Below are 25928 nucleotides of genomic sequence, written 5' to 3'. Positions count from 1 at the left end.
TCAAGCGTCGCGGCGGTGTCGCGGCAACCCGACGGCACGGAAGACGTCCGCGACTGCGTCCTCGAGCGTGCGGACGGCGGTCTCCTCCTGCCACAGCACCTGCCGGGCCCGCCCGCGGTCCGTCCAGCGGAACCGGAGCGTCCGACCGGGGGTCACCTGACCGAGCAGCGACTGGCTCGCGGTGGTGGCGAACGCGATGATCGGGTAGCCCGCCGTCACCGTCCGGTAGCGGCCCAGGATGATCAGCTCGTCACCGTGGGGCACCTCGACCGCACCGATCGGCACGCCGTGGGAGACGATCTCCGCGCCGTCCGCCGGGTGCAGGACCGGGCCGTCCAGTCGCACACCGACGTGGTCCGACTGCGGCGTCACGGTGTACTCGGACGCCGCGACCAGTTCCCCGATCCCGGGGATCCCGCTGTCCGGGCCGGGCACCAGGTCGACCGTCCAGGTCCCGGCAGCCGGCCTGCGGACCGGGACCGGCAGGCGGAACAGGGCGTGGTCGAAGTGCGGCTGTCGGAAGCCGGCGAAGTCGGTGTCCACCGTGAGCTGGTCGCCGTGGACGACCCGCTGCGCGAACCCCATCCGGAGGTCGGGCGCAGCACTGCCGAGGAACCGGTCCGCGCGCAGGGCCCCGGCGATCGCGAGGTAGCTGCGCGCGCCCTCCGGTCCGGGCAGCAGTCGGAGCTCGGTGCCGGCGGGCACCACCACCGGGGACCACGTGTCCGCCGCGTGCTCGCCGACGAGCACACGACCCACCGCACCCGTCGCGGCCACGAGAAGGTCGTTCGAGGGCACGAGGGAGAACTCCCCCAGGACCTCGAGGAGCGTCGCGTCCCGGTCGTTCCCCACGAGGACGTTCGCGACGGCTGCCGCGTGCTGGTCTGCGCTGCCCCCGGTGGGGACCCCGAGTCGTTCGGATCCGCGTCGGCCCTGGTCCTGGAACGTGGTCGACCAACCGGCGTCCACGACGTCCAGGCGTACTTCGTGCGTCATCGCGCGGCCCCCTCGGCATCGGTTGCGGCATCGGGTTCGAGGAAGGTCCCCTCGAGGCGCACGGCCTCGTCGCGGCTGACCGGCACGAACCGCACCCGGTCGCCGGGGAGGATCGCAGCGGCGTCGGCGCGTGCGATGTCGACGACGACGTGGGGTGTCCGTCCGACGACGCGCCACCCGGTTGGCCCGGGGAACGGCTGGATGATCGCGTTCTGCCCGGCGATCATGATCGATCCGGGCGGGACGTTCGTGCGCGGCTGCGTCGCACGGCGCACGGGGCGGGCGAAGTGCCCGCCCTCCATCATCGGGGCCATGCCGGCCGCCAGCAGGACGACCTCGAACGTCGTCCCGCCGATGTCGTCGACGAGCCGGTCCACGGTCTGCCCGAGCTCGGCCGCCACGGGCTCGAGGTCCGGGCCGGCGCCGGCGTCGAAGACGACCGGGATCGTGAAGACCCGCCCCGGCGCGCCCCGCTGCTCGGCCTCCTCGACGACACCCTCGTCGAGGAGACCGAGCAGGTCCGTGATGCTCTCCGCGGTGGTCCGCAGCGGGTCGTACCGCACGAGGAGCGAGTCCAGGCCGGCCACCAGCTCCGTCACCCCGTGCGGGGTGCGGTCCTCGAGCAGCCTGCCGATGCTCCGGACCCGGGCACGACCGTCCGGACCGGGGACGCCGGCGACCATGACCGCGGCGTCCCCGAACGGGATCGCAGTGATGCCGGTCACTTCGCGGCGACCGCCGCGCGCTTCTCGGCGAGGACCTCCTGCAGGCCCGTGGCGCGGATGCCGGCGGCCTCGAGCGCCCGACGCAGCGCGGTGCCGTTCTCGAGCACCTGCGGGTGGTCGCCGTGCAGCAGCACCACGTCCGCGTCGTGTCCGAGCGGCACCGTCTCGCCGTCGACCGTCACGACGGTCCCCTCGGTCACGACCTGGACGACGCGTCGGCCGATCTCCTCGGGGTCGTGCAGGAGCCCGCCCGGGTGCGACCGCGGGACCGGCATGCCGTCCGCGCCGTACCCGCGGTCCGCGAGGAACACGTACCCGACCTGCAGGTCACGCTTCCGGGACTCCTCGGCGAGGAGACCGTTCTGGCAGATGACGATGTAGCTCGGGTCGTAGGCGGCGACCGCGTCGGTGATCGCACGAGCGTGCTTCGCGTCCGTCTGCGCGATGCTGCCCATCCGTCCGTGCGGCGCGACGTGGCTGATCTTCCCGCCGTGCACCCGGGCGAAGGCGTCGAGCGCACCGATCTGGTAGAGCACGTCGGTGCGGATCTCCTCCTCGGACGCCTCGATCAGGCGACGACCGAAGCCGACCAGGTCGGGGTAGCCCGGGTGCGCGCCGAGCTCGATGCCGCGTCGCACGCACTCCGCGACCGTCGCGTCGATCACGCGGGGGTCACCGGCGTGGAAGCCGCAGGCGATGTTCGACGCGGTGACGAGCCCGAGCAGGGCCTCGTCGTCGCCGATGGTGTAGTTGCCGAAGCTCTCACCGAGGTCTGCGACGACGGCGACGGATGCGGTGGCCATGGGGCCCTCCTTCATGGTGGTGCTGGTGGAGCGGTGTCGGACGGGTGTCACTCGACGCGGAGCGGCTGGCCCTTCGTCTCCCGGAGGAAGAAGCAGCTGATCAGGGTGATCAGCGCCGTGATGATCGACGCGAACGCCGGGACGAGGCTGCTGCCGGTCGCGTTGATGACCGCGGTCATGACGAGCGGTGCGCTGCCACCGAAGATGATGGTGCTGAGGCTGAAGCCGATGCTGTACGCGCTGTACCGGACGGTCGTCGGGAACATCTCGGTGAGCACCGTGTGGATGACCGCGGCGTGCCCGGAGAACGCGACGGCGAGCACGACGGCCCCGACGGCGGCGAGCGCGAACTCGCCCGTGGCGAGCATCACGAACATCGGGTAGGAGACGACCGCCATCGCGGCGGCGGAGATGATGAGGACGGGCTTCCGGCCGATGCGGTCGGAGAGTCGGGCCATGAGCGGGATGGCGATGATGATCGCGACCAGTGCGCAGGCCGTGACGAGCAGTGCCTTCACCATCGTGAAGTTGTGCGCTTCGCCGAGCTGGGTCTTCAGGTAGGTCGGCATGTAGGCGAACAGCAGGTAGTAGCCCGGCCCGTTCAGAGCGGGCAGGAAGATCGTCAGGACGATGGCCGCGATGTGGCGGCGCGAGGTGAAGGCGGTACGGAGCGGGTTGCGGGCGACGGCCTTGCGCTCACGCAGCGCCTCGAAGTGCGGGGTCTCCTCCATGCGACGGCGGATGTAGAACCCGACGTAGCCGAGCGGTGCGGCGAACAGGAAGGGGATCCGCCAGGCCCAGGCCTCCATGGTCGCGTCACCCAGCGTGGTGATGAGGACTGCGGAGAAGGTGCTCCCGAACAGCAGCGCGAAGAAGGAGCCGACCGCGATGAAGCTCATGGAGTAGTTGCGGACGGCGTCCCGCGCGTACTCGCCGACGAAGGACATCGCCCCGGCGACCTCGCCGCCCGCCGAGAAACCCTGCAGGACCCGGAGGGCGAGGAGGACGATCGGCGCCGCGATCCCGATGACGGCGTGCGACGGGATGAGGCCGATGCACAGAGTCGACGCGGAGATGAGCAGGAGGAGCGTGGACAGCAACGCCTTCCTGCCGATCCTGTCGCCGAGGTACCCGCAGATCACGCTCCCGAAGGGGCGGGCCACGAAGCTCACCAGGAAGCCGATGTTCGTCAGGAGCAGCGCGCCCGACTCGGCACCGCCGATCAGGCTGATCGCGATGTAGGTGGTGAGCAGACCGTAGATGCCGTAGTCGTACCACTCGACGAAGGAACCGACCGCGCCGGCGACGGTTGCCCGGCGGACCACCTTGCCGTCCGCGGTGAGCACTCCGACCTGCGTCGTGTCGAGCCGTTCTGCTGCGCTCATGTCATCTTCTCTCGGGAGAGCCCCGTGGGGCTTGCTATCAGTGTGGGAGGTGGCGCCTGCACACGCCAATGCACGCACGGCAACGCTGCCGTCCGCGGGTACGCCAACGGCGTCCGGTTCGTGACCAGACGAGATCGGTCGCGGAACGGACGCGGGACGGTGCATGGTGTCCTCCTGAGCGTCCGAACGGCGGTGGCCGGATTGCAGTGAGTGCGAATTGACTCGTAGTTGAGAATAGGGTCGCAGTTCAGATCGGGTCAATCCCCGGAGCGAACGGCCAGGTAAAAGCCATGTTTCCGCCGTGTTTCGTCCTGCCGAGCAACGCGCATCCCCCTTGCGACGACCAGGCACGCGGGGCACACTGGGCTCGTAACTGCGAAAGCGTTCTCATCTCTTCAGCGGAGGAATCCATGACGATCACCGCCCCGCACACCGACACGCACGGCGCCACGAGCACCCCCCTCGTGGACGCTCTCGAGCAGCTCCGTGACGCCGCCGCCGCGCTCGACATCGACGAGGGATCCGTCCAGCTGCTGTCCCAGGCCCGGCGCGAGATCTCCGTCGGCGTGCCCCTCCGACGCGACGACGGGACGGTCGAGGTCTTCCGCGGCTACCGCGTCCAGCACAACTTCACGCGGGGTCCCGCCAAGGGCGGCGTCCGGTTCGCCCCCTCGGTCGACCTCGACGAGGTCCGCGCGCTGGCGATGTGGATGACCTGGAAGTGCGCCCTGGTCGACCTGCCCTACGGCGGCGCGAAGGGCGGCGTCGCGATCGACCCGCGCCGATACTCCGATGCCGAGATCGAACGCGTGACGCGGCGGTACACGAGCGAGATCCTTCCCGTCATCGGGCCGGACCGGGACATCCCCGCGCCTGACGTCGGCACGGACGAGCGCACGATGGCCTGGATGATGGACACGTTCTCCGTCAGCAGCGGCTTCACCGTCCAGAGCGTCGTCACCGGCAAGCCCGTGGCGCTCGGGGGATCCCTCGGCCGCGCGACCTCGACCAGCCGCGGTGTCGCGCTCGTCGCCCTGGCCGCGCTCGAACGGCGGGGCATCGCTCCGCGGAACGCGAGCGCCGCGGTGCAGGGCTTCGGCAAGGTCGGCCGGCACGCTGCCCGGTTCCTCGCCGAGGCCGGCGTGCGCGTGGCGGCCGTGAGCGACCAGTACGGGGCGGTCCTTGCTCCCGACGGGCTCGACGTCGAGGCACTCGCCGCGCACGTGGACGCGACCGGGAGCGTCGTCGGGTTCGCCGCAGCGGACGCGCTCGACGCCGACGAACTCCTCCGACTCGAGGTGACCCTGCTCGTCCCCGCCGCCGTCGAGGGCGTCATCCACGAGGGGAACGTCGGCGGTGTCCGCGCTCGGATCATCGTCGAGGGTGCGAACGGACCGGTCACCACCGCCGCTGACGCCCACCTCGCCGCTCGCGACGTGCTCGTCGTCCCGGACATCCTCGCGAACGCGGGCGGCGTCATCGTCTCCTACTTCGAGTGGGTGCAGGCGAAGCAGACGTACCGCTGGTCCCTCGACACCGTGGAGTCCCGCCTCCGCGAACGCATGCTCGGCGCGTGGGACGCCGTCTCCGCCGAACAGACCACCGCGGGCGGCACGCTCCGCGAGGCCGCGATGCGCATCGCCGTCGCGCGGGTCCTCGACGCGCACCGGAACCGCGGTCTGTACCCCTGACCGAACACCTGACGAACGATCGCCGAGAAACGAGAGAACATGACCAGCACCATCCGGACCAGCCCGGAGATCACGCGAGCACCCGCCGAGCTCGTCGAGCGGTTCCGGGAGTACCCCGTCGCCAACCTCGGTGACGCGATGGACCGCATCGGCATCGTCGACGCCGGCATCACCCCGATGTGGGACGGCGCCGCCGCCGTCGGCAGCGCACTCCCCGTGCAGACCGTCGCCGGGGACAACCTCGCGCTCATCGAGGTCCTCGACCTCATCCAGCCCGGGGACTTCATCGCCGTGAACGCCGGCGGGTACGTCGACCGCGCGGTCATGGGCGACAACCTCGCGCAGCGCTTCCAGGCGTTCGGCGCCGTCGGCGCGGTGGTCGACGGCGCCGCGCGCGACCGCGACATCATCCGCAGCTTCGCGTTCCCCGTCTGGAGCCGTGGGATCTCCCCCGCCGGCCCCTTCAAGCACGGACCCGGCGCGATCGGTGCGCCGATCGCCCTCGGCGGGGTCGTGGTGAACGCCGGCGACATCATCGCCGCCGATGCCGACGGTGTGATCGTCGTCCCGCTCGCACGCGCCGAGGAAGTGCTCGCCGGTGCCGCGGAGATCGCCCGCATCGAGGCCGAGAAGGACGAGGAGGCCGCGCGCTTCCGCGAGGCGGCCGAGGCGCGCCGGGTCTGACCCGGGAACGACGGACGGGAGGCGTGGTGCCGGCTGGCACCGCGCCTCCCGTCCGTCGTTCCGGTCGTCCTGAACCGATCACACCGGCGCGGCCGTCACCACCGACACCGCCGCGCGGAGCGCGGCCACCACCTCCTGGTAGCGGCGCGCCTCCACGCGCCAGGCGTGCGGCAGCACCTCGACCAGCGGGACACCGAGCGCGAAGCCGGGGTGCCCGGTGACCGGGACCGCGACGCCGAACACACTCGGGTGGACCCGACCGGGGTCGATCGCGTACCCGCGCTGACGCGCTTCCGGCACGGCGGCCGTCGCGTGCTCGACGTCGGCCGCCGGCAGCGCGGCGATGACCGCCGAGGCGGCGTCCGGGTCGAGCCCCGACAGGGCTGCGAGGCCGATCGCGGTCGATCCGGCAGGACGGACGTGCCCGGGGCGCGCCGTCGATGCGAACGGTTCGCGACCGAGGTGCTCATCGACGTAGCGCACGCCGATGCCGTCGAGACACGCGAGCTGCACGATGTTCCGACTGAGCACGGGCGAGGTGGCCGCCACCCTGAGCAGCCGTCCGGAGTCGAGCGCCATCAGTAGAACTCCACGGTGTCGACGACGTTGCGGAGCGGCTCGCCGTCGAGGAGTCGGCGGGCGTTCTCGGCGAAGAGCCGCACGATGCGTTCCTCCTCGGTCACCGTCAGGGCGGCCGTGTGCGGGCTGATCAGCACCTGCGGCAGGTCCCAGAGGGGGCTGTCCGCCGCGAGCGGTTCGACGGCGACGACGTCGAGCGCCGCGAACCCAACTCGGCCCGAGCGGAGCGCGTCGAGCAGTGCGTCCTCGTCGACCACGGTCCCCCGTCCGACGTTGACGAAGGTCGCACCGGGTCGGAGCGCGTCGAAGAACGCGGCGTCGATCAGCCCTTCGGTGGCGGCCGTGCCGGGGAGCGTCGAGACGACGGCGTCCACGCGCGGGAGGATGGTCGCGAGCTCGTCGACCGTGACGACCTCGGCGACCCCGTTCACCGGACGACCGCTGCGGCTCGCTCCGATGACGTGCACACCCAGTGCAGCCGCGGTGCGCGCCACCTCGGCGCCGATCCCTCCGAGACCGAGGACCAGGACGGTGGATCCGGTTACCGGGTCCATGACCCACCGGTCCGGCCAGCGATGCGCAGCCTGGTCGGCCCGGAGCCGAGGCAGCCGCTTCGCCCCGGCCAGCAGGCCGAGCAGCGCGAACTCGGCGAGCGACGTGCCGTGCACCCCCGCAGACGTCGTGAACCGGACCCGCTCGAGGTCATCGGTCGAGAGACCGGCCCCGCGCACCTGTCCCCCGCCACCCGCCGCCATGGTGTGCACCCACCGCAGCCCGTCGTTCTCGCGGACGACGGCCGCCAGGAGCGCCGGGTCGACGTCCGGGATCCCGTAGAGCGCTTCGGCGTCACGGAGCTGCGCGCGCCACCACTCGGCCGCTTCCGGGGTCCGGCGGAAGGACGGCTCGCCGGAGAAGTCCGCGGGGAAGCGCATGGGCGGCAGCGCCGCCGCCTCGTGCACCACCGTGATGCGTGGCTCGAGCTGCCGGAGCAGGTCGACGTGTTCCGGGCGGATCGGCGCAGCGAGAGCAACGCGTAACTGAGAATGCATTCTCATATCATGCGGGAACCCTTCCCCCTCGCGCAAGCGTTATCGATCGAACGCGGACTACTCGACGCGGTCGTGACGGCGCATCTGCGTGCGGCGGCTGCTCGGGGGAAGGAACGTGACGACGAACGCACCGGCCACCAGGCCCCCGCAGACGACGAGTGCGAGGGCCGATCCGCTCAGACTGAGCTCGACGCCTGTACCCCCGACGAACGCGAACCCGGTCACGAGGGCGACGCAGAACGTAGCCGCAAGCCGTTGCGTCAGCTGCAGGAAGGACGCGGCGAGCCCGAAGCTCCCCCGTTGTGCGTACTCCAACGTCGAATGCCGCATGGCTGGCTCGAACATCCCGCTCGCCAGCGCCACCGCGAGCTCGACGACCAGCACAACCGCCACCACGCGTGCGTCGGGAACGGTCAACACTGCAGCAGCGAGGCCTGCCCGGCCGAGAGTCTGCACGGCGAGGCACAGCCGGAGCAGGACGAGTCCGAACCGTGCGTGTGCTCGGGCGCTGGCCCAGGAACCGATCATGCGCGCGGCTGCTGCCGGGACGAGCACGAGGGCGACCTCCAGCGGCGCGAGCTGGACGGCGTCGAGGAGGAAGACCGTCAGCACCGATGACTGGGCCACGCTCGCTCCGAACCACAACGCAGCCATGACATTGCCCCGCATGAACCCACCGGACCGGATCAGGCCGGGAGCGAAGATGGGGCTGCGCGCGCGGCGTTCCCACCAGACCAACGCACCGATGATCGCCACGGAGGCGATCGCCACCACTGCGATCGGCACGGCTCCCAGGCTCGGATCGACCACCGGGACCGTGACGAGCACGACCAGGACGGCGACGAGCGTGATCCCCGTGACGTCCAGACTCGGGCGACGGACGACGACGGGTCCGCGTCGAGGGAGCGTGCGGAGTGCGATCACTCCGGTGACGAGGACGAACGGCAGGCTCACGGCGAGTACCAACCGCCACGCGACCTCCTGGGCGGCGAGGCCGAGGACGACGGCAGCGAACAGTGGTCCGACGAGCGCTGAAGCCGAGGCAGCTGCGCCGTACGCAGCGAGTGCCCGGACCCGGCGCTGATCTCGGAACAGATCTTGGATGACTCCGAGGACCTGTGCGGAGATGATGCCCGCCCCGAACCCCTGCACGCACCGTCCAGCGACCGCCCAACCGACGCTCGTCGCAAGCACGGTCGACAGTGCGCCGACGAAGAACATGCCGAGCCCGACGACGAACAGTTCGCGTCTGCCGTACGCATCACCCAGCCGTCCGCCCGGGACCAACCCGATGCCGAAGGTCAGGGAGTAGACCGCCAGGAGCCACTGCACCGCTCCGGCAGACGCGTGGAGCTCGGCAGCGAGTGACGGAACCGCGTAGTTGACCACAGACTGGTCCAGCAGCGTCGCGAACCCGGCCCCCAGGCACGCGAGGAGCGCGCCCTGCCCGTTCCCAGGGACGCGCGGCGCTTCCACCTCGCCCTGGACGTCGACGATCGACGCAGGGCACGCCTCGCCCTCAGGAGCGACCACGACGCGGCTCCGACGGCCCCTCGCACTGATCACTCCGACCGGGAGCTTCGTCGACCACCTCACGCTCACCGGACCTGTCGCTGGAGACGTCGTCACGCATGTGTCGGATCCGCACCGACGGTCGTGACGTCGAGCGGGGATCTGGAGAAGCGACGGTCACGTGAGCATTTCACCAGGCTGCCGGTCGGATCGAAGTTCTGCGACGTCCGCGGTCGAAGTGTTGCTCCGGGCGACAGCGGACCCGTCTCAGATGTCTTGCGATGAAGCTCCGTTGCGAAGCGATTCTGGTGGCTGGCCGGATCCCGGAGTTCGGCCGCGCGATCCGGTGGTGCGCGACGAAGGTGCGACCGTCGGGCGTCGACAGGATCGCATTGCGTCCTGCGCCGAGCACGCCCCCGTGGTGTCGGGGGCGAGCACGACGCCTCGGTGCAGCAGGGGCCGGACCGCGTCCGACCCGTCGCGTGGTCGACCCGGTGGTCCTGGTTGCGCGTGTTGCGGACGGATCACGACGCGACGTACGTGTCGTGGTGCCGGTGCACGGAGATCGTCACGCGCCTCCGGTCCGTCATACGGTTGCGTCAAGCCAATCGAAGAGTGCTTCCTGGAACCGGTTGACACTGCCCGCGTTGCAGTGTTCGCCCGCGCCGTCCGCCTCCGACATCCGCAGCAGGGTATGCGGTGCGAGCAGGTGGTCGGCGAACACCTGCGGCTGCCCCCGGAAGGAGTGGTCGGCCTCGGCGTCGATGACGAGCGTCGGGCAGGCGATGCGCTCCGCGACCCCGTCCGCGAGCGTGTACTGCTCGTTGCGCCGGAAGTACTCCGCCGGCGAATCGACGCCGTAGGTCCAGGTGCCTTTCGCGACGACCCAGGCCAACGACGGCAGGTCCCGAGCGGCGGAACGGATCAGTTCATCCGCACGGTCGTCCCGGCCGGCGGCGATGTGCTCGAGGATCTCAGGCGTCGCGAGCGCCGCGTTCGCCGATGACACGTCGTAGATGCCGTCCCAGACGACGAGCGCCGCGAGCCGCGGCTCGAACGCTGCTGCCCGGGCCGCGAAGTACCCACCCTGGCTCATGCCGATCAGCGCGATCCGGTCAGCGTCCACGACAGGGAACCCGAGGACCGCGTCGACGACCGCGGACACGGGCGCCTCGTAGTCCGGCCGGAAGTGCACGCCCTGTTCCCGGATCACACGCCCCTGACCCGGTCCGTCGAACAGGAGCACGTTCCAGCCCTGCTCGACCGCGGTCTTGCCGACGGTGAAGTACATCTCCTCAGCGATCGAGTCGAAGCCCCCGAGCGCGAGGAGTGTCGGTCGGACGGCGTCGTGGTCGTCGCCCGGTGTCATCCACCAGCCCGGCAGGTGCGCGTCACCGAAGGGGATCGTGACCTCGCTCATCCGCATCGCGGGGAACACCGGGTTGCGGTCCGTCAAGGGAACCGCGCCCGCGAGGTCGTCGTGTCCGGGGTGCATCCGTGCGAAGGCGCGGAACGCGTCGACCGCGCGCCGCGAGGTCGAGGTGATGCGCGGGTCTGCCGGATCGATGTGGAGGAAGAACTCCGCTGTCCGCGCGTAGTTGGACGCGCGCAGCCATGATCCGGCCGCCGTCCGCCACCGACCTGCGCCTTGGGCGTCCACCGCCTGGACCTCGAGGCGCGACGCGACGTCGATCCACGCCTGCCACCACGCATCCGCGTCGGACCCCGCGGTGTGCGCGGCCGCGACGAGGACCTCGCCGATGTCAGCGCCCCCGGCTGCCTGTACCCGGCCGTGCGCAGCGTCTCAAAATCGGCTGCCTTGTCGTCGAACAGGAATCGCATGATCACTCCCATCGTTGAGCAACGTTTGGTTGCTTTAGTGAACCTACGCTCGGTCGCTCATTACTGCAACACTTGGTTGCTACAGTGCTGTCATGGGAACCCAGCGACGGCCAGGTGGGCGCACCGCCGCAGCGCGGCAACGCGTGCTCGACGCGAGCCTCGACGCCATCGCGGCTCGTCCGCCGCGGCTGTCGTACGACGTCCTGGCCGATCTGGCCGCGGTGAACAAGACGACGCTGTACCGGAACTGGCCCGATCCCGCCGACCTGGTGATCGAGGCGCTCGACACGGACGCGGGTCCTCCCCCGCTCGAGCCCGGATCAGACCTCCGATCACGACTCCGCGATCTCGCGGCCGACGCCCGACGCTGGTTCGAGACCGAGCGGAACCGTCTCGTCGTCACGACGACCCTCGCGATGGCGCAACACGACAGCCGCGTCGCGGCGGCGTTCGATCGGTACTGGAGTCGACGGTTCGCCCGCTTGGGAACGGACGACCCGGCCGCTCGCAGGGCAGCCGACACGCTCGCTGCCCAGACGATGTTCCACGCGCTCGTTCGTCGGCGGGCGATCACGGACGCCGACATCGAGACGTGGGTCGAGGTGGCGATGAGCACACTCGATTGACGCTCGCCGGGCGGCTCGTTCGAGCAGGTGCCGAGCCTCAGTCCTCGCGACCGCCACGCTCGAGAGGGGTGTCGCGCTCGGGTCGCTCGACCTTGAGCGCGACGACGGCGACGGTCGCGACCAGTGCGATCGCCGCCGCGGTGAACGCCAGCGCCTCCGCCCCGCCGAACGTGAGGGCAACACCGCCGAGCGCTGCCCCGAGTGCGCTTCCGCAGTAGATCGCCGAGCCGTTCAGGCCGACGGCCACCGCGGCGATCCGCGGCACGGTGGTGAACAGCCGCGCCTGCTGCGGGACGACGGCCAGTCCCACGCCGATGCCGAGCACGGCCATGGCGACCGCAGCGCCCACCGGCGCCGACCGGAGCGCTCCGAGTGCGACGCATCCCACCAGGACGAGGACCGCAGCGACGGCCACCGTCAACCGTGCACTCATCCAGCGGATCACCCGCGGCGCGACCGCGGTGCCGGCCACCTGTCCCACCCCGTACGCAAGCACGAGGATGACCGTCCAGTTCCCCGTGCCGGTGACGATGATCGGGACGAACGCGAGCACGAGGAATCCCGGCGTCATCACGAGCACGGTCCCGATCAGGACCCGCAGGACCCGGCCGTCTCGGAGGACCGCGACCCGTTGCCGGAACAGCAACCGTGGGGCGTGCACGCTCGGGAGCATCGACGTCGACACCGCGGTCACCACGGCAAGGGCGAGCAGTACGACCATCGCGCCTCGCCAACCCCAGACCTGCCCGACGAGGATCCCGAACGGCAGTCCGGCGACGATCGCGACCGAACTCCCCCCGGCGACGACCGCGAGTGTGCGGGGCCGGTGCTCGTCGTCACTGAGGAGCCCGGCCGTCCCGTAGGCGGTTGCCTGGAAAGCGGCAGCTCCGAGCGCCGCGATGGCCCGCCCGGCGGCGACCACCGCGAAGGTCGGGCCGACGGCCTGCAGTCCGACGCCGACCGCGAACACGACCATGCCGAGCAGGAGCAGCCGTCGGCGGTCCCAGTTCCCGGTCGCGGTCGCGATGACCGGCGAGCCGACGGCGTAGACGAGTGCGAACAGCGTCGTCAGCTGCCCGGCAGCCGCAGTCGGCACGTGCAGGGACGCCGCGACCTGCGGCAACAGCCCGGAGAGCACGAATCCGTCGATGCCGAGCGCGAACGTCCCGATCGACAACGCCGCGAGGTGGCGAGGGCGGAGTGCGCCGCGCGTGCCCACCACGGACGCCGCACTCACCGGGCACCCCCGGAGAAGAAGCCCGCCGCCATGTCCTCGACGAGCCCCGGTCCACGGGGATCCCACCCGAGGAGCGCACGCGTGGCCGCGCTCGACGCCGGCGAGTCCGTCGCGACGAACGAGCCGACCCAACCGAAGTGCGTGGTCGCGTCCGCGGCGTCGATGGACCGGGTCGGCAGGCCGAACCGGTGCCCGATGAGCTCGGCCACCTCGCGCATGCGCACGCCGTGCTCGGCGACCCCGTGCAGCACGGTGCCTGCGGGCGCACCTCCGATCGCCGCCGCGTAGAGGTCCGCGACGTCTCGACGGTGCACCGCTGGCCACCGCTGCTGTCCGTCCCCGACGTAGGCCGCGACACCCGTCCGCTCGGCGGCGTCGACGAGGGCGCCGGCGAACCCGCGCCGGACCCCGTCGTGCACACTCGGTGCCAAGCGGACCACGACGGCTCCGACGCCGTCCTCCCGGAGGCCGAGCGCGAGGGCTTCACCGCGCCCTCGAGCGGCCGCAGCCGCGGCACCGACGGGCGCATCGCCCTCACGGCCCACCCTCCCCGCCGGCAGGACGAGCGTGCCCGAGGTCACCACGGGACACGGGACATACGGGGCGTGGGACTTGGGACACGGGACAGGATCGCGAGCGGAGGGCTCGCACTCGTCTGGCGTTTCCGCCCGCTTGAGATGGGACACGCGGGGACATGATGAAGTCAGGCGACGCCCGGTGCTGCCGAGGATGCGAGGGACGAGGTGCGCCTTCCGTGCATGTCCTGTTGGGCGATTCTGGGCCGTTGCTGAACCGGTCGAGCGGCAGGTTTCGTCGCCTTTTCCTCGATCAGTTCCTGCGCTGCTGCTTCCTCATCTCAGGCGTCACGTCTGCCGCGTGCGTGCCTGCGGAATGGTCACGCTCTCTCCGCTCCTCGGCACCGAAATGGAACAGCCCGGCAACGGTCCGCGAGCGGCCGAACAAGGTTCGGCGGTGTCGTGCCCGCACGCGCCACGGCGCACGGTCCGCGCATACTCCGAACTGTGCAAGCAGAAGAAGCCGCTCGTCGACGGGTCACCCTGAAAGAAGCCTGCCGTGCTGTTGAACGACTCGTGCTGCTGCTCTCGGAGAACGGCGGCCACGAGGAGCTCGCGCTCGAAGCGATCCGCCGCTCGCGTCGCGTCGAGCGCATCGCCGCAGAGGCGGATACTCGTCCGTCCATGACCGCAGCACAGCAGACGCTGGATCGAGCCCTGGCGCTCCTCCGGGTCGGCGCACACGGAGGAGTCGCTTCCATCGAGTTCTTCATCGCCGTGGTGGTGAGCCTCGACTCAGAAGCGACTGCACAGTCGCCCTCGCCCTTCCTCCAGATGCACGAAGACGCTCGGCGGCTGACGGCGGAACTCGCGCCGCTCCTGCACGGTGCGGACGAGGCCGACCCGATCGTGCGGGCGTTGCAGGCCGCCCAGGGAAAACTCTGGTCCGTCGCGTCGACCGACATCGAGGGAATCGCCGCGACGCGCAGACGTCTCAGGACGCAACGCGCCGCCCTCCGAACGGTTTCCGACTGAGGGAGGGCGGGTGCGGGAACATTCGGTTGCGCCGCTACGCCGTCAGTCGTAGCGAGTCGCGTGCGCACGTCCGTGGAGAAGCGGGTCGAGTTCGCTGCTCGTGAGCACGGTGACACCGAAGAGACGCGCCATGGCGAGGACTGCGTCGTCGTTCGAGATGATCGCCCATTCGTCGCCGAACAGGCCCTCTTCCTCTTCGTGGACGGCGTCCAGAGCGCATGCCACGAGCATCGGATCCGCGTTGCCCTTGCCGCTATACAGGTTGACCAGACGGACGTCGTCGACCGGCACACGTTCCATGACCCGCTGCAGGTGGTGCAACACCCGTCCTGTTGTCCGATACTCGAGCTCGTACAGGGACACGGCGTCCGGGAGGAAGCGAGCTTCGTGCAGCACCTCTGAGGGGATGCGACAGTGCTCCCTGATGAATGGCAGGGACCGTTCCTCGACCGTGAGTCGCGAGAGGACGTTGTTGTCGAGGAGGTACCGGCACCCCATCATCCGAGCGCCTCCCGGAAGTCGCTGATCTGGTGTGGCTTGATCTTGTTCGCACAGACCACCCGGCAGAAGTCGCCTGGGGAGACGCGTCCGGCGTCGAGTGCCCGGAGCATGCGCGCCGAGAACTCCCTGCCGTTGTACGTGCGGACGCCGTTTACCGGTTTGGGCTGCTGTGCTCGACTGGGTGGCCGAGCAGCGAATTCTCGCCCGAGGGCGTTGAGATGTGACGCGGCGACGGCGGGGCTCACGAGACGGAGACGCTGCGCTCGGACGACCAGGGCGCTCGGCGTGACCTTGAATCGATCTGCGGACGCCTTGAGGTCCTCGAGTGTCGCCAGCGCGAGCCCTCGAACAGCTTTCTCCGGCATCAGGATCTCCCCGACGATGTCGTACTCCCGTCCTGGCCCGGCGGCCGGACTACTGCCGTCGTACGTCACCGGGGCGAAAATGCCCCGCGCGACGAGGACGGCGAGCAACGTCAACGTGAAGAGCTGCCGTCCTTCGGGCTCCTGCGCATCGCCGTGGTCCCCGCGAGCGAGAAAGATGTACGGGACCTTCTTGTCCTTGATGGTCAGCCCGCTGAACTTCACCTCGATGAGCTGTGGCATGAACCCACGGACGCTCAACGAGACGAGGACCTGGTGTGCCTCCAGGCGCTCGATCAGGATCTCGAGCGCGCGCTTCTTCGTCCGCGCCTGAGTGAGAGTGTCGTGCTCCAATCCGAGAGCATCGACGAGCACCTGAGCGTCCGCTGCCGCTGACCCTCGCGACCTCTTCAGCAGACCCACGATCCGGTTGTCCTCGAGATTCGGATCGTGCTTGCGGAGGAGCATCTGTTTCCGGATGAGGTCCTTCACGATGAGCTCGACGTCCTTGACGTCGACGGTCGTCCGCGAATTGAGCGCGAACGTCTCCTTGCTGACGCCTTGGAGGAGCTTGTCCGTCTTGGTCGCGATCTGCGCACGGACGTGATCGTGGGTGGCGAAGAACAGCGGGTAGGGGATGTCCGCCTTCCGCGACAGTTCGACGAGGTCACCGAACGTGATCTCCGAGCGGTCGAGCGCTTGCCGGTACGGAGCGCGGCCGCTGACGACCGAGTTCTCGAAGAGGTCCTCGAAGACCCGGCGGTCGATCATGGTCCGGGTGCCGTTCAGCGCCACGGCGATCGGACAGATTGAGCCGAGCTGGTCTACTCGTGGTTGCCCCGCCCGCATTCCTCGACGATCACTCATTCTTGCGACGGCCGCGACCCCGTGTTCGAGGTACGAAGCCGGCCAGTGCCCGCTCTTTCCTTTGCTGGCCGAAAATTCTGGGCCGTGCACATCAGATTGCGGACCACCCGCCGTCCGACGGAAGAACCGCTCCGGTGACGCTCGGCGAGTCATTGCTCAACAGCCACGCGATCGTGGCGGCGAGCTGCTGTGCGGTGGCGATCGGTGGCACGTTGGTCTGCAAGTAGGGGCTGACACGCTCAGCGGTTTACTGCGACCGGAACGGGGCCTCGATGCTCGTTGCGACCGCGCCCGCGCCCGGGGCGAAGGCGTTACACCGGATGCGCGCGGGCGCATAGAAGAACGCCGCGCTCAGTGTGAGGCCGTTCAGCGCGTGCTTGGACGTCGTGTAAGCGGTCCCGGCCGCGGAGCCACGCGGGCTCGCCTCGGAGGACACCATGACGATGCTCCCACTCCCTGGCCGGATCGTCGTCGGCAGCACAGCGCGTCCGAATCGCATCACTGCGGGTAACAGAGACGGCTGCATTCCGACCGCTGAGCTCGAGGACGAGGTCTGGGACCGTGTCTTCGCTGTCAACCTGAGTTGCTCTTGGCGCTGACGCTTCCCGCTCCCCGCTCTCGTCTTCTCGACAGGAATGGAACTTGCTCGGCAGGATCGGGCAATACCAGTCGTGCCCAGTAGTCATCCCCCTCCAGGAGCCGCAGCCGAGCTCGGTCGTCAGTTCGACCAGAACGGCCGCCGCATCCTGCTGTACCTCGCGCGCCGGACCGACCTGCAGAGCGCCGAGGACATCCTCGGCGAGACGTTCGTGACCGCCCTCGTCCGGTGGGAGTCCTTCGACCCCGACCGGGAGGACCCGCTGCCGTGGTTGTTCGGCATCGCATCGAACCTGCTCCGTCGACACTGGCGATCCCAGCGACGGGCGGACCGTGCGATGTCCCGTGTCGCCGTATCGGAGCGGCTCGACGACGACGCCGGCCAACGTCTCGACTCGGAGCGTGCCGTGCAGACCGTCATCCGTGAACTCGACCGGATGCGTCCGGCGCTCCGCGAGACGGTCCTGCTGCACGCCTGGGCGGAGCTCACCTTCGAGCAGATCGCGGAGGCGACCGGCGTCCCTGTCGGCACCGTCCGCTCCCGACTGAACCGGGCCCGAGCGGCCCTCTGTGCCGTGCTCGGCACCACTGACTCCCTGAATGGACCACTCCATGTCTGACGACGACTTCACCACGCTCCGCCTGCTGCGCCGCGACCACGACCTGCCGTCGGAGGGGGTCGACGCGTCGCTCGACCGTGCCCGCCTCCGCTTCGACACGGCCGCCATGGCGACCACCGTCCGGGCGGGAGGCGCGGCACCGGCCCGCACCGCGCCTCCCGTCCGGTGGGTGCGTCGTTCGCGACCCGTCCTGCTGACCGGAGCAGCGCTGGTCGTGGCCGGTGGGTTGGTGGCCACGGGTGTCGGAGTGACGCACTGGGGATCGCCCGAGTCGGCCGCAGCGGCGACGTTGCACGAGGCGGCCGCTGCCGCGGCCGCTGACCGGGCGCCTGGCGGCGCGTTCACGAAGGTGGTCGAGTCGGAACTGTCGATGGTCTACGCGACGTCCGATGGGGAGCACTACGACTAGGGCTACCTGGAGCCGACGACGACCACCACCTGGGTCCCCGCCGATGTCTCCGGCACCTGGGTCCGCGAGATCCGGTCCGGAGCGCCGACGAAGTACTTCGGCGGTGCTGCGGCGCACAAGGCCGCGTCCGACGACGGTGCCGCGGAACAGTCCGCTCCGGTGCGAGAACGGGGCATCGGCGGTGACTTCGCCATCGGTGAGCTCGGCGGCGAGCAGACTGGCACGCTCGGGGCGTCCGACATCGCCGACCCGCCCCGTGACCCGGACGCTCTCATCCGGCGTATCGAGGCCGTGCCCCGCGCGGCGGGGTCGACCGACGAGTTGCACGTCTTCGACACGATCAGCGGGCTGCTCCGGACGGGGCTCGTGCCGGCGGACCTGCGCGCGGCGATGTACGAGGCGCTGGCGACCCTGCCCGACGTGGTCGTCACCGAGGAACAAGTCTCGCTCGACGGCCAGCGCGGCACTGCGATCGGCCTCCCTCGCTGGAGCGGGACCGAACAGCACGACGTCATCATCGACCTGGCCGACGGGGCGTACATCGGCGAACGCAGCATCCAGACCCGCCGGATCGGCAGCATCTCGGCCGGCACGGTGATCGATTCGGTGACCGTGCGGGTGACGCCGGTAGATGACCAGCCCTGAGACGAAGCGTGAGGGGCCGGTGGTCCGGGGTCGAAAGGGAGAATGCCGATGCTCTTGCGATGGCCCAGCGCTCGACAGGCGATCGGCTAGCGGGCGGCACACAGGGTGTCGCCAGGTCGGCAGATTGTCGGAGGCGGAGGCCGCCGTTCCTCCCACTAGAGTCATGGGGTGGGGCATGATGCTGAGCTTGGATCGCCGAGTACAGCGCTTGGAGATGGCCTTCATCAAACCCGCCTCATCTCGGCCTTCCAGCCCGCTTTGAATTCAGGGACGGCGGCGTTCCTCGGGCTAGCCGACGACGGGCACCAGTATTGGGTGAAGGCGCCGAACAACCCGCAGGGTGCACGCACGCTCATCACGGAACGGGTGGTCTACGGCATCGGGGACTTGATCGGGGCACCCGTTCCACCGAGCGCCCTTATCACCATCCCACCAACGTTGCGGTGGGAGCTCCGACCAGGACTATCGCTTCATGCCGGCATCGGACACGGATCCCGCAACATCGCGCCAGTGGTCGAGGTGGACGACTGGGGCCTGCACGCAGGGCGGGATCACAACCGGGACCGACAAGCACCGATCATCGGACTATGGGACCTGTGCCTCGGCGAGGATCCACAATGGCTGCACCGTCTCGACGACGACATGAGCATGTCCACGTTCGACCACGGCCTCTGGTTCGGTGGCGGCGCAAACTGGACCCTGGACGACCTGCGCGCAGTCGGGACGCGGCCCTGGGATGACCTCGACGGCGGCGTCGCGTCGGCGGCAGCGCTACTCGAAACGGCCGACCGGATCGATGCGCTGACGCTCAACGACATACGTTCCGTTACTGGAACCGTGCCCGTAGAGTGGGACACCACTCAGCGGGAGCTGTTGGAGCTCGCATCGATCCTGTTCGTCCGGGCCGAGGGAGTCGCGCAAAGACTCCGGACTGCTGCCGCCCACTCCCGTTTCGCGTGATCGAAGGAGGTACTGCGATGCTCTACAACTACTGGGTCGTCCGGTACGTACCCAACATCGCTCGCGGTGAGTTCACCAACATAGGTCTCGTAGTCGGCGCCAATGGAGCGGACTGGGCGACGCGCTTCGAGACACGTAACGTCCCCAACCCTGGGATGCTGCGGTCAGATCTTCGCGAGCTCAGCAGTTGGGTGAAGTGGTTCAGAGCGCGGGTGAGCGCGTATTCGGGGACCACCTTCGAGGAGTCGTCAGTCAGCCGCGCCTGGCTTGAACATCTTCGTGCGAGGCAGGCAAACTCCGTCCAGTTTTCTAAACCGCTACCGATCGAAGCCGAGTCTGCAGAGCAAGCTCTTGCTCTGCTGTTCCCGCACCTGATCGAACGAGAGCACCCGCGTCGCACCAGGGCAGGTGTGACTCGGAAAGGCATGCGCACCGCGATTCGCGACCTGTACCAATACGAGTTGGACTACCTGCCAGGCCGTACTCTCTTCTTGCAACCGAGGATGACCGTTGGTCGCCAGCGCGGCACGTTTGACCTGGCGCGCACCGAACCCAGCGGCCCGATCCTGACGAACGCCTGGACGTTCAACGCCGCGACACTGGACAATCTTGAGCGCGACATCCAGTCATGGAACTACCTTGTCTCGCGATTCCGCAGCGACGGTGGCGATGCCACCCTCGACGCTACGCAGAAGCACCTCGCGGGTCACGAGCCCATTGAGGCCGTATACGTCAAGCCAACGGTAGTGACGCACTCGTCCTGGCGAACCGACATCTTCGAAGCGGCATTGGAAGCTTGGCGGCTCGCCGATGTTCAAGCCGTCCAGTACAACGACTACATCGACACCCACGCGTCGATCGGCGTGCACTCGTAGGGCTGCATCACGGCTCGATCCTGGGCCGCAACTCGGTGCCGTTGATCTGGGTTGGCGGCGTAGGCCGTTCTAGCCGCGTCCATACGATCGCAGCAGGAGAATGTTTGGACGGGCGAGCATTGGCACGAGCCATGCATCCTCGTTCTCGATGAGCCGACCAACCGCCTCGGCATCCGACACCAGCTGCAGCTACTCGCTCTCCGTTCCATTAGCAGTCGCCTGACGCTGACACCGTCCGACCCTTCTATAGGTGATGTCAAGCGGCTTCGGTGGCATGCTCTAGAACCGTGAAGTCGGATCCGGGCACGCCTGAACGTTCGAAGCCCCTCTCGGCCCGCGGTGGATTCATCGCGGCAGGTGTCTTGGCTGTCATCGGTGTGCTCATCGCGGCGGTTCCGCTCATCGCTGCTTCGACCGGCAACCCGATCGAGGGCGGGTACAAACTCCTCGGGGACGCGACGAGTGGAGTGCTGTTCGGCGGTGTGTTCCTCATCGCGGCCGTCGTTGTCTTGGTGCAAGCAGTCCGGGTCGCCGCCCGCAACCGGCGGCGTCGTTAACCCGGTCCAGCCCCAATAGCTGCTCGTTGCAGTTGTCCGGCGGTCATGGTGGCGGTGAGGTGACGATAGATCTGTCGGGCAATGTAGCGCTTGAGCATGCGCTTGATCTCTTTCCCGGTCTTGCCTTCGGCCAGGCGGCGTTGCTTGTAGGCGCGGGTGTCGGGGTCGTAAGAGAGCCGGACGCGGGCGACGGTCTCGAGCGCGGAGTTCAGCCGTCGGTCGCCGTGCCTGTTCAGTCGGTGACGGCTGGTGTTGCCGCTTGAGGCGGGGATCGGGGCCGCGCCGGCGAGGGACGCGAACGCGGCTTCGCTGCGGACTCGGCCCACGTGCGAGTACGCGGTGAGGAACACGGCGGCTGAGACCGGGCCGACGCCGGCGATGTCCAGCACCGACGGCGCGAGAGCGGACACGTGCAGTCGGAGCGCGTCATGGTTGGCTTCGAGCTTGTCGGTCAGGTCGGCGACGTCGCGGGCGAGGCGGACCGCTTCACCGCGAGCGATGAGTTTGTCGATGTCGTCGCTGGGGTGGTGCCGCCATGCTGCGATCGCGGCGATCTGCTTGTCCGTCAGCGGGCGCCGAGCGTCGATGCCGAGGTCGATGGTGCGCAGCAGCGCGGTGAGCGCGTTCCGACTTGCGGTGCGTTGACCGTCCATCGATCTCCGGGCAGCCAGCAGCACGCGCAGCGCCGACCGGATCTTGCCCGACCTGGGCCAGGAAAGCAGCGCCGTATCGGTGCGCAGCACAGCTCGGGCTGCGGCCTCAGCATCGATCGGGTCCGACTTCCCTCGAGCCCCACGGTCGGCTCGTCGTGGTGGCCGCGCTTCGACCACGGGAATCTCGGTCTGCTGCAGCGCTTCGGTCAGGGACGCTCCATGAGAGCTCGTTCCCTCGACAGCGGCGAGTCGACTGGCGGATGTTCGACGGTCGATCCATGCCAGTGCGCGGCTGACACCCGCCGGACTTGTTGGAAAAGTGGCTGTATCGACGATGCCGCCGGTGCGAGTGTCGAGGACGACGTAGGTGTGTGTTCTGGCGTGCGTGTCGACGCCGATGACGTGCGTGTACTCGTCTGCGACCATGGGCATTGCGGGACTCCTTCCAAGACGGGAACCGTGTTGGTGCCCGGCCCGGGGAGAGTCGTTGCGGGGCGGATCTCTAACGAGTCACAACCAGGTGACTGGTTGGACGACCTTCTATCAAGCCATCGCAGCGGACGGGCCGGCACCAGCCCCACTACCCGCGGCGGACGAGTCGGACGAACGTCACGCCGCAGGGACGGACAGATAGCCGAAGAGTCACACCACGAGCCGGGACCCGGTGCCAGCCTGTCAGCCAGCCCCAGGCCAGCCAAGACCCATTAGAGATAGCCGATCGGTCATCGAGAAAGCGAGGTGACGCGGTGTCCGCTCTGGTCGCTACCGTGCAGCCGTGGCTGAAGAGACAATCCCGCGGGCGCGACCGCTGCCGGGCCAGCAGTTAGTCACGAACAGATGTGGATGAGCGTTACCGGTTGTAGCGAGCGCGTCGGTGACGACGGCGACCTCGTTCTTGTCGTCAGCCAATGACGAGGCTCATGCGGAGGCGTCCTGTACCTGTCGCACCGGTTCGTAGACGAGCGCTTCGAGCCGGGTGACTAGTCCGTCGTAGTCATCGACGAGAGTGTGGGGCTCTTCGTGGAGGTCGAAGTCCGCGCGGACGCGTCGCACGGCGTCGCGGACAGTTTCGGCTTCGGGGCTGGTGTCGATGAGTTGGGCGACAATGGTGTCGAGGAACTCCTCCACGTCGCGTCGGGTAACGGCTTTGGGGTGGTCCTTGATGAAGTTCTTCCGGAGCCGGTTGAGGATTTTGCTGGTTCGGTCGCGGTTGTTCTTGCGCATGGCGTCGCGCTGAGCCTTGTCGAGGCGGCGGAACAGGACCGCGAAGTTGTTGAGGGTGCGGGTGCGCAGTTCGTCGCTGGCGTCGTTTTCGACGGCTTCGAGGATTGCCCGTGCGAAGCCGACTTTGTCGAGGCGGAGCGGCCGGTCAGCGTGCGGACTGGCTGCCTTGGCGGCGGCCTCTGCGGCCTTGAAGAGCTTCTGACCGGGGTTGGGTTCGATTCTCCTCAAGTTGGCTGCCAGCGTTGCTGCGTCGTCTGCGGAGAGGACTTCCTCGGCGAACCGCTTGATGGCTAGAACGGCGACCTCGGCGGGGATGAGGTCTTCGGTCTCCTGCAGGGTGTCCGTGGAAAGGGTGAGGGCGGACGTGTCCAGTTCGCCGATGCTGATGATGAAGTTGTCGTCGATGAGGCGGCGGTCGCGGTAGCCCTTCTTGAGTTCGGCCGCGATGTTTTGCCCCTCCGTGTCGCTGTCGAGGAGGACGGCGATGGCTGGTGTGTCAACGTCTCGGCCGCGCGCGAGGTAGACCATGTATGGGATGTGCTCGGCGGATCCAGCCGGAACGAGGCTGAGGGTGTTGAGGTCGAGGGTGTCGTCCTTGCTGCCGAGGCGGCGTGCGAGCGAACTGAGGCCAGCGAGGAGCACCTGGTCGGCCTGTCCTTCGAGCATGAGGTTGCAATTGCCGATGAAGGTGGTCTCGGCGACGAAGGCTCCGAACGCTGACCTAAGGGGCTCGTAGTGGTTGCGTGCGGCGTTGCTGACGACGCGGGTGCCTTCGTCGCCGTCGCCCTTTTCTAGAACCCTGATCCGCTCACCGTGGTTCTTGTCAATCAGGAAGGGTGAGTGGGTGACGTAGACGATTTGCACGGGTGCCTTGTCAGGGTCGGCGGGGGCGGCAAAGTCGCTGAAGATTGCGAGGAGGTCCTGCTGTCCGAGCATCGACAGGTAGGCGTCCGGCTCGTCCATGAGCAGGGTTTCCTGCCCGCCGGTGGGCTTGTGCGAGAGGTACTGCACGAAGTAGGAGAGGAAGTAGCTCATTCCGCCGCTGCGCTCGCTGAACGAGTAGTCGCTACCGGTGCGGTCACGCACCGTGAACACGAGGTCGAAGTCGCGCAGGGTCAGGTAAAGGGAGAAGTCGCTGTCCTGAGACCACCACTTGGGAAAGTTCAGAGCGTCAGCGAGCCGCTCGTTCATCTTGTCGACGAGCCCGTTGGCGTACCCCTCGGACGTCTTCACGGCTTCACGCAGTTCTTCGAAGGCGGACTTGTCGATGCCCGCGACGCCGAGGAGTAACTTCTCAGCCAGTTCGAGGCGCGAGATGAGGAACTCGTCGTCGCGGCCCGACTCATATGTCGGGTACGCGCCGGTGAGCGAGCTGGCGGCCTTGGCGACGGTCTCGGTCGACTTGAACCAGTCCGGGTTCTCGATGAGTGACTCGACGAACCCCAGCACGCGGGAGCGAGGTCGCGGCGTCTTCGAGGACTTCGGGGCGATCAGGTAGTCGATGGGCACGCTGTCCGGGAGCGGGACCTGTGCGTCGATCTCGAAGAACGTCGGCAGCGTGACCTTCTCCAGCATCTTTGCGGTGACGGTCTTTTCGATCAAGTCGCCGTCCCCGCCGGTCACGTAGATGACCGTGCGTTTGTTGAATCGGAAGAGCCAGAACGACTTGACCTCGGTGTCGGCGTCCAGCCCGATCAGCGAACGAATGGCGTGGGCGTCTTCATCGGCGAGATCGCCGAACTCAGCGCCAAACTCGGGGTTGGCCATCTCCTTGCCGACGGAAAAGAAGTCGGAGTAGCGGCAGAAGTCGCGACGCTCGATGCCTCTACCGGTGAGCAGGCACTTGATCGCGGAGAGCAGTTGGCTCTTGCCGGACTCGTTCGCGCCGACCACTGTGGTGACCTGCTTCTCCATCGGGATGCGCACGAATGGGTAGAACAGGCTGTCGTCGAGAATGTCCCACGGGTCGGGCACGGCGCTGGGGTCGCTCTTGCGCAGGTAGTCGTAGTTAAACGACTTGTAGAACCTCACGTAGAGCGTCTTGAGCAGCATGGGGTCCCCGTTCGTCTCGTGCGTGCACCGATGGTGATGCGGATTTTCTCGTCCGGTCCGAGAATAAGGTCTGCCACGGACAACCCGAGTCAGAGTGGCCGAGGACGCGGCGAGCACGTCAGCCACTTCGCCGCCTGGGGGTGATCGAAGGCGTACGCGGAAGACTCGCGGACCGCACTCTGACTCGTGGAAGAAGAGTCGAGACCGGCGCCTCAGTAGCCGGTCGCCATTCAGCCGCGCCACGGTGGCGGTGCAAAGAGTCTCGGCCTTGATCGGCCATGGCGGTCCACGAGCAGTCGGAGGCGCTGTCGAGTGATTGCGCTGGTGTCCGCAGGCAATGCGAACTCGTCTGGATCCACATCGAATCCGCCGAAGTCTGCGGATGCGGGTCGGGTTGCAGCGCCCGAGGAGGCGATGACGTCTCGACGCGCGGGTTTTCGAAGCGGGCATGCAAGGCGCTCCGCTGCTCAGTCGACGCCGGGGCGGGCACCCGGACATCATCCGTTAGCCCCCTCGCTGCTCGAAGTTGACCGCGGGTAGCCGGAGCCGCGCCTCGCCGCAGATAGGCCGTCCGCTGCAGCTCTCAAAGAGGGAGCGAAATGCGGACTGGTCACTGCACTGCGCGAACCGGACTACGACAGCACTCCCTGTCACGGTCGCTGGCATCCCATCCTTGGTGATCACGAAGAAAGTCCGTGCGCCGCCGGTCTCCCGCAGACAGTCCTGCTACCAGAAACGGCATCACCAACGGTCATCGGGGCAGCGGCTACGACGTGCGTTCCGGAACTTCAACGCATGGTCGTACCCGGCCCGTTCCGAGAACAGATCGCGCAACGAGGGCACCGCGGCGAGCCTCGCCTGAAGCCACAACCTGCGCCGGAGCCCTTCCGATACAACCGCCTTCGTCTCGTCCGCGGACGCCGACTC

General features: G+C 68.5%; 25 protein-coding genes. 10 read left to right on the top strand and 15 right to left on the bottom strand.

The features are described 5' to 3' along the window. From C1N91_RS07900 to C1N91_RS07885, 4 genes are read right to left on the bottom strand one after another with little or no spacing between them, the layout of a single operon-like run. A complete protein-coding gene (locus C1N91_RS07900; protein WP_137767294.1) occupies positions 1-996 on the bottom strand; it encodes a biotin-dependent carboxyltransferase family protein in 996 nt (331 codons plus the stop codon). Continuing rightward, positions 993-1721: a 5-oxoprolinase subunit B family protein gene (locus C1N91_RS07895; RefSeq protein WP_217496470.1), complete on the bottom strand. Its 729-nt coding sequence runs from the start codon at positions 1719-1721 to the stop codon at positions 993-995. Before C1N91_RS07895 ends, C1N91_RS07900 begins: the two co-directional genes overlap by 4 nt. Further along, positions 1718-2524 (bottom strand): LamB/YcsF family protein, encoded by an 807-nt coding sequence (locus tag C1N91_RS07890; RefSeq protein WP_137767293.1) that lies wholly within the window; start codon positions 2522-2524, stop codon positions 1718-1720. Before C1N91_RS07890 ends, C1N91_RS07895 begins: the two co-directional genes overlap by 4 nt. A gap of 47 nt (positions 2525-2571) precedes the next feature. Continuing rightward, positions 2572-3909 carry an MFS transporter gene (locus C1N91_RS07885; RefSeq protein ID WP_137767292.1) on the bottom strand — a complete coding sequence of 446 codons (1338 nt, stop codon included), beginning with the start codon at positions 3907-3909 and terminating at the stop codon, positions 2572-2574. A gap of 410 nt (positions 3910-4319) precedes the next feature. On the opposite strand from C1N91_RS07885, the gene C1N91_RS07880 reads away from it, so the two are divergent. Together C1N91_RS07880 and C1N91_RS07875 are read left to right on the top strand one after the other, a co-directional pair. Then, on the top strand, positions 4320-5600 hold the full coding sequence (locus C1N91_RS07880) for a Glu/Leu/Phe/Val family dehydrogenase (protein ID WP_137767291.1): 1281 nt from the start codon (positions 4320-4322) through the stop codon (positions 5598-5600). 39 nt (positions 5601-5639) lie between these two features. Further along, on the top strand, positions 5640-6284 hold the full coding sequence (locus C1N91_RS07875) for an RraA family protein (protein WP_137767290.1): 645 nt from the start codon (positions 5640-5642) through the stop codon (positions 6282-6284). Positions 6285-6362: 78 nt separating this feature from the next. On the opposite strand, the gene C1N91_RS07870 is transcribed toward C1N91_RS07875, so the two are convergent. The 4 genes from C1N91_RS07870 to C1N91_RS07855 form a co-directional block, all read right to left on the bottom strand. Next, on the bottom strand, positions 6363-6863 hold the full coding sequence (locus tag C1N91_RS07870) for an IclR family transcriptional regulator domain-containing protein (protein WP_137767289.1): 501 nt from the start codon (positions 6861-6863) through the stop codon (positions 6363-6365). Next, positions 6863-7912: a D-2-hydroxyacid dehydrogenase gene (locus tag C1N91_RS07865; protein WP_137767288.1), complete on the bottom strand. Its 1050-nt coding sequence runs from the start codon at positions 7910-7912 to the stop codon at positions 6863-6865. The genes C1N91_RS07870 and C1N91_RS07865 overlap by 1 nt, the downstream gene beginning before the upstream one ends. Positions 7913-7969: 57 nt before the next feature. After that, complete coding sequence (locus tag C1N91_RS07860) at positions 7970-9445, bottom strand: MFS transporter (protein WP_175415960.1); 1476 nt, start codon at positions 9443-9445, stop codon at positions 7970-7972. A gap of 565 nt (positions 9446-10010) precedes the next feature. Then, complete coding sequence (locus C1N91_RS07855; protein WP_137767286.1) at positions 10011-11084, bottom strand: alpha/beta hydrolase family protein; 1074 nt, start codon at positions 11082-11084, stop codon at positions 10011-10013. A 274-nt stretch (positions 11085-11358) separates the two neighbouring features. On the opposite strand from C1N91_RS07855, the gene C1N91_RS07850 reads away from it, so the two are divergent. Further along, entirely contained in the window at positions 11359-11892 is a 534-nt protein-coding gene (locus C1N91_RS07850; RefSeq protein WP_137767285.1) for a TetR/AcrR family transcriptional regulator, read from the top strand. Positions 11893-11929: 37 nt separating this feature from the next. Here the strand turns inward: C1N91_RS07850 and C1N91_RS07845 are convergent, their stop codons facing one another. Both C1N91_RS07845 and C1N91_RS16985 read right to left on the bottom strand, forming a co-directional pair. Further along, the gene (locus C1N91_RS07845) at positions 11930-13129 is read right to left on the bottom strand and encodes an MFS transporter (RefSeq protein WP_137767284.1); all 1200 of its coding nucleotides are present in this window, start codon (positions 13127-13129) and stop codon (positions 11930-11932) included. After that, on the bottom strand, positions 13126-13710 hold the full coding sequence (locus tag C1N91_RS16985; RefSeq protein ID WP_137767283.1) for a hypothetical protein: 585 nt from the start codon (positions 13708-13710) through the stop codon (positions 13126-13128). Before C1N91_RS16985 ends, C1N91_RS07845 begins: the two co-directional genes overlap by 4 nt. A gap of 441 nt (positions 13711-14151) precedes the next feature. Here C1N91_RS16985 and C1N91_RS07835 point away from each other — a divergent pair, with 441 nt between their 5' ends. Further along, positions 14152-14679, top strand: coding sequence for a hypothetical protein (locus C1N91_RS07835; RefSeq protein ID WP_137767282.1), 528 nt, complete (start codon positions 14152-14154; stop codon positions 14677-14679). A 42-nt stretch (positions 14680-14721) separates the two neighbouring features. On the opposite strand, the gene C1N91_RS07830 is transcribed toward C1N91_RS07835, so the two are convergent. From C1N91_RS07830 to C1N91_RS16980, 3 genes are all read right to left on the bottom strand, one after another. Next, positions 14722-14979 (bottom strand): hypothetical protein, encoded by a 258-nt coding sequence (locus C1N91_RS07830; protein ID WP_137767281.1) that lies wholly within the window; start codon positions 14977-14979, stop codon positions 14722-14724. A gap of 197 nt (positions 14980-15176) precedes the next feature. Beyond that, positions 15177-16337: a hypothetical protein gene (locus C1N91_RS07825; protein WP_137767280.1), complete on the bottom strand. Its 1161-nt coding sequence runs from the start codon at positions 16335-16337 to the stop codon at positions 15177-15179. A gap of 319 nt (positions 16338-16656) precedes the next feature. After that, a complete protein-coding gene (locus C1N91_RS16980) occupies positions 16657-16908 on the bottom strand; it encodes an SDR family NAD(P)-dependent oxidoreductase (RefSeq protein WP_254678390.1) in 252 nt (83 codons plus the stop codon). Between the two features lie 172 nt (positions 16909-17080). Between C1N91_RS16980 and C1N91_RS07815 the strand changes: the two genes are divergently transcribed. The 6 genes from C1N91_RS07815 (at position 17081) to C1N91_RS07785 (ending at position 21072) form a co-directional block, all read left to right on the top strand. Continuing rightward, positions 17081-17626 (top strand): RNA polymerase sigma factor, encoded by a 546-nt coding sequence (locus C1N91_RS07815; protein WP_175415959.1) that lies wholly within the window; start codon positions 17081-17083, stop codon positions 17624-17626. Further along, complete coding sequence (locus tag C1N91_RS07810; protein ID WP_137767278.1) at positions 17619-18035, top strand: hypothetical protein; 417 nt, start codon at positions 17619-17621, stop codon at positions 18033-18035. The genes C1N91_RS07815 and C1N91_RS07810 overlap by 8 nt, the downstream gene beginning before the upstream one ends. Before the next feature lie 159 nt (positions 18036-18194). Then, positions 18195-18680 (top strand): hypothetical protein, encoded by a 486-nt coding sequence (locus C1N91_RS07805; RefSeq protein WP_137767277.1) that lies wholly within the window; start codon positions 18195-18197, stop codon positions 18678-18680. A gap of 168 nt (positions 18681-18848) precedes the next feature. Next, the gene (locus C1N91_RS07800) at positions 18849-19640 is read left to right on the top strand and encodes a HipA family kinase (protein ID WP_137767276.1); all 792 of its coding nucleotides are present in this window, start codon (positions 18849-18851) and stop codon (positions 19638-19640) included. A 17-nt stretch (positions 19641-19657) separates the two neighbouring features. Then, the gene (locus C1N91_RS07795) at positions 19658-20515 is read left to right on the top strand and encodes a DUF3037 domain-containing protein (protein WP_137767275.1); all 858 of its coding nucleotides are present in this window, start codon (positions 19658-19660) and stop codon (positions 20513-20515) included. Positions 20516-20802: 287 nt separating this feature from the next. Continuing rightward, entirely contained in the window at positions 20803-21072 is a 270-nt protein-coding gene (locus C1N91_RS07785) for a hypothetical protein (protein WP_137767274.1), read from the top strand. Here the strand turns inward: C1N91_RS07785 and C1N91_RS07780 are convergent. Then, a complete protein-coding gene (locus C1N91_RS07780) occupies positions 21069-22157 on the bottom strand; it encodes an IS110 family transposase (protein ID WP_137767273.1) in 1089 nt (362 codons plus the stop codon). The genes C1N91_RS07785 and C1N91_RS07780 overlap by 4 nt on opposite strands. Positions 22158-22643: 486 nt before the next feature. Continuing rightward, positions 22644-25001 (bottom strand): AAA family ATPase, encoded by a 2358-nt coding sequence (locus C1N91_RS07775; RefSeq protein ID WP_175415958.1) that lies wholly within the window; start codon positions 24999-25001, stop codon positions 22644-22646. Positions 25002-25928: the final 927 nt, after the last annotated feature.

The organism is Curtobacterium sp. SGAir0471, assembly GCF_005490985.1.
In the GTDB taxonomy this organism is placed as follows: Bacteria; Actinomycetota; Actinomycetes; order Actinomycetales; family Microbacteriaceae; genus Curtobacterium.
This window is presented reverse-complemented; position numbering and strand designations above follow the sequence as displayed.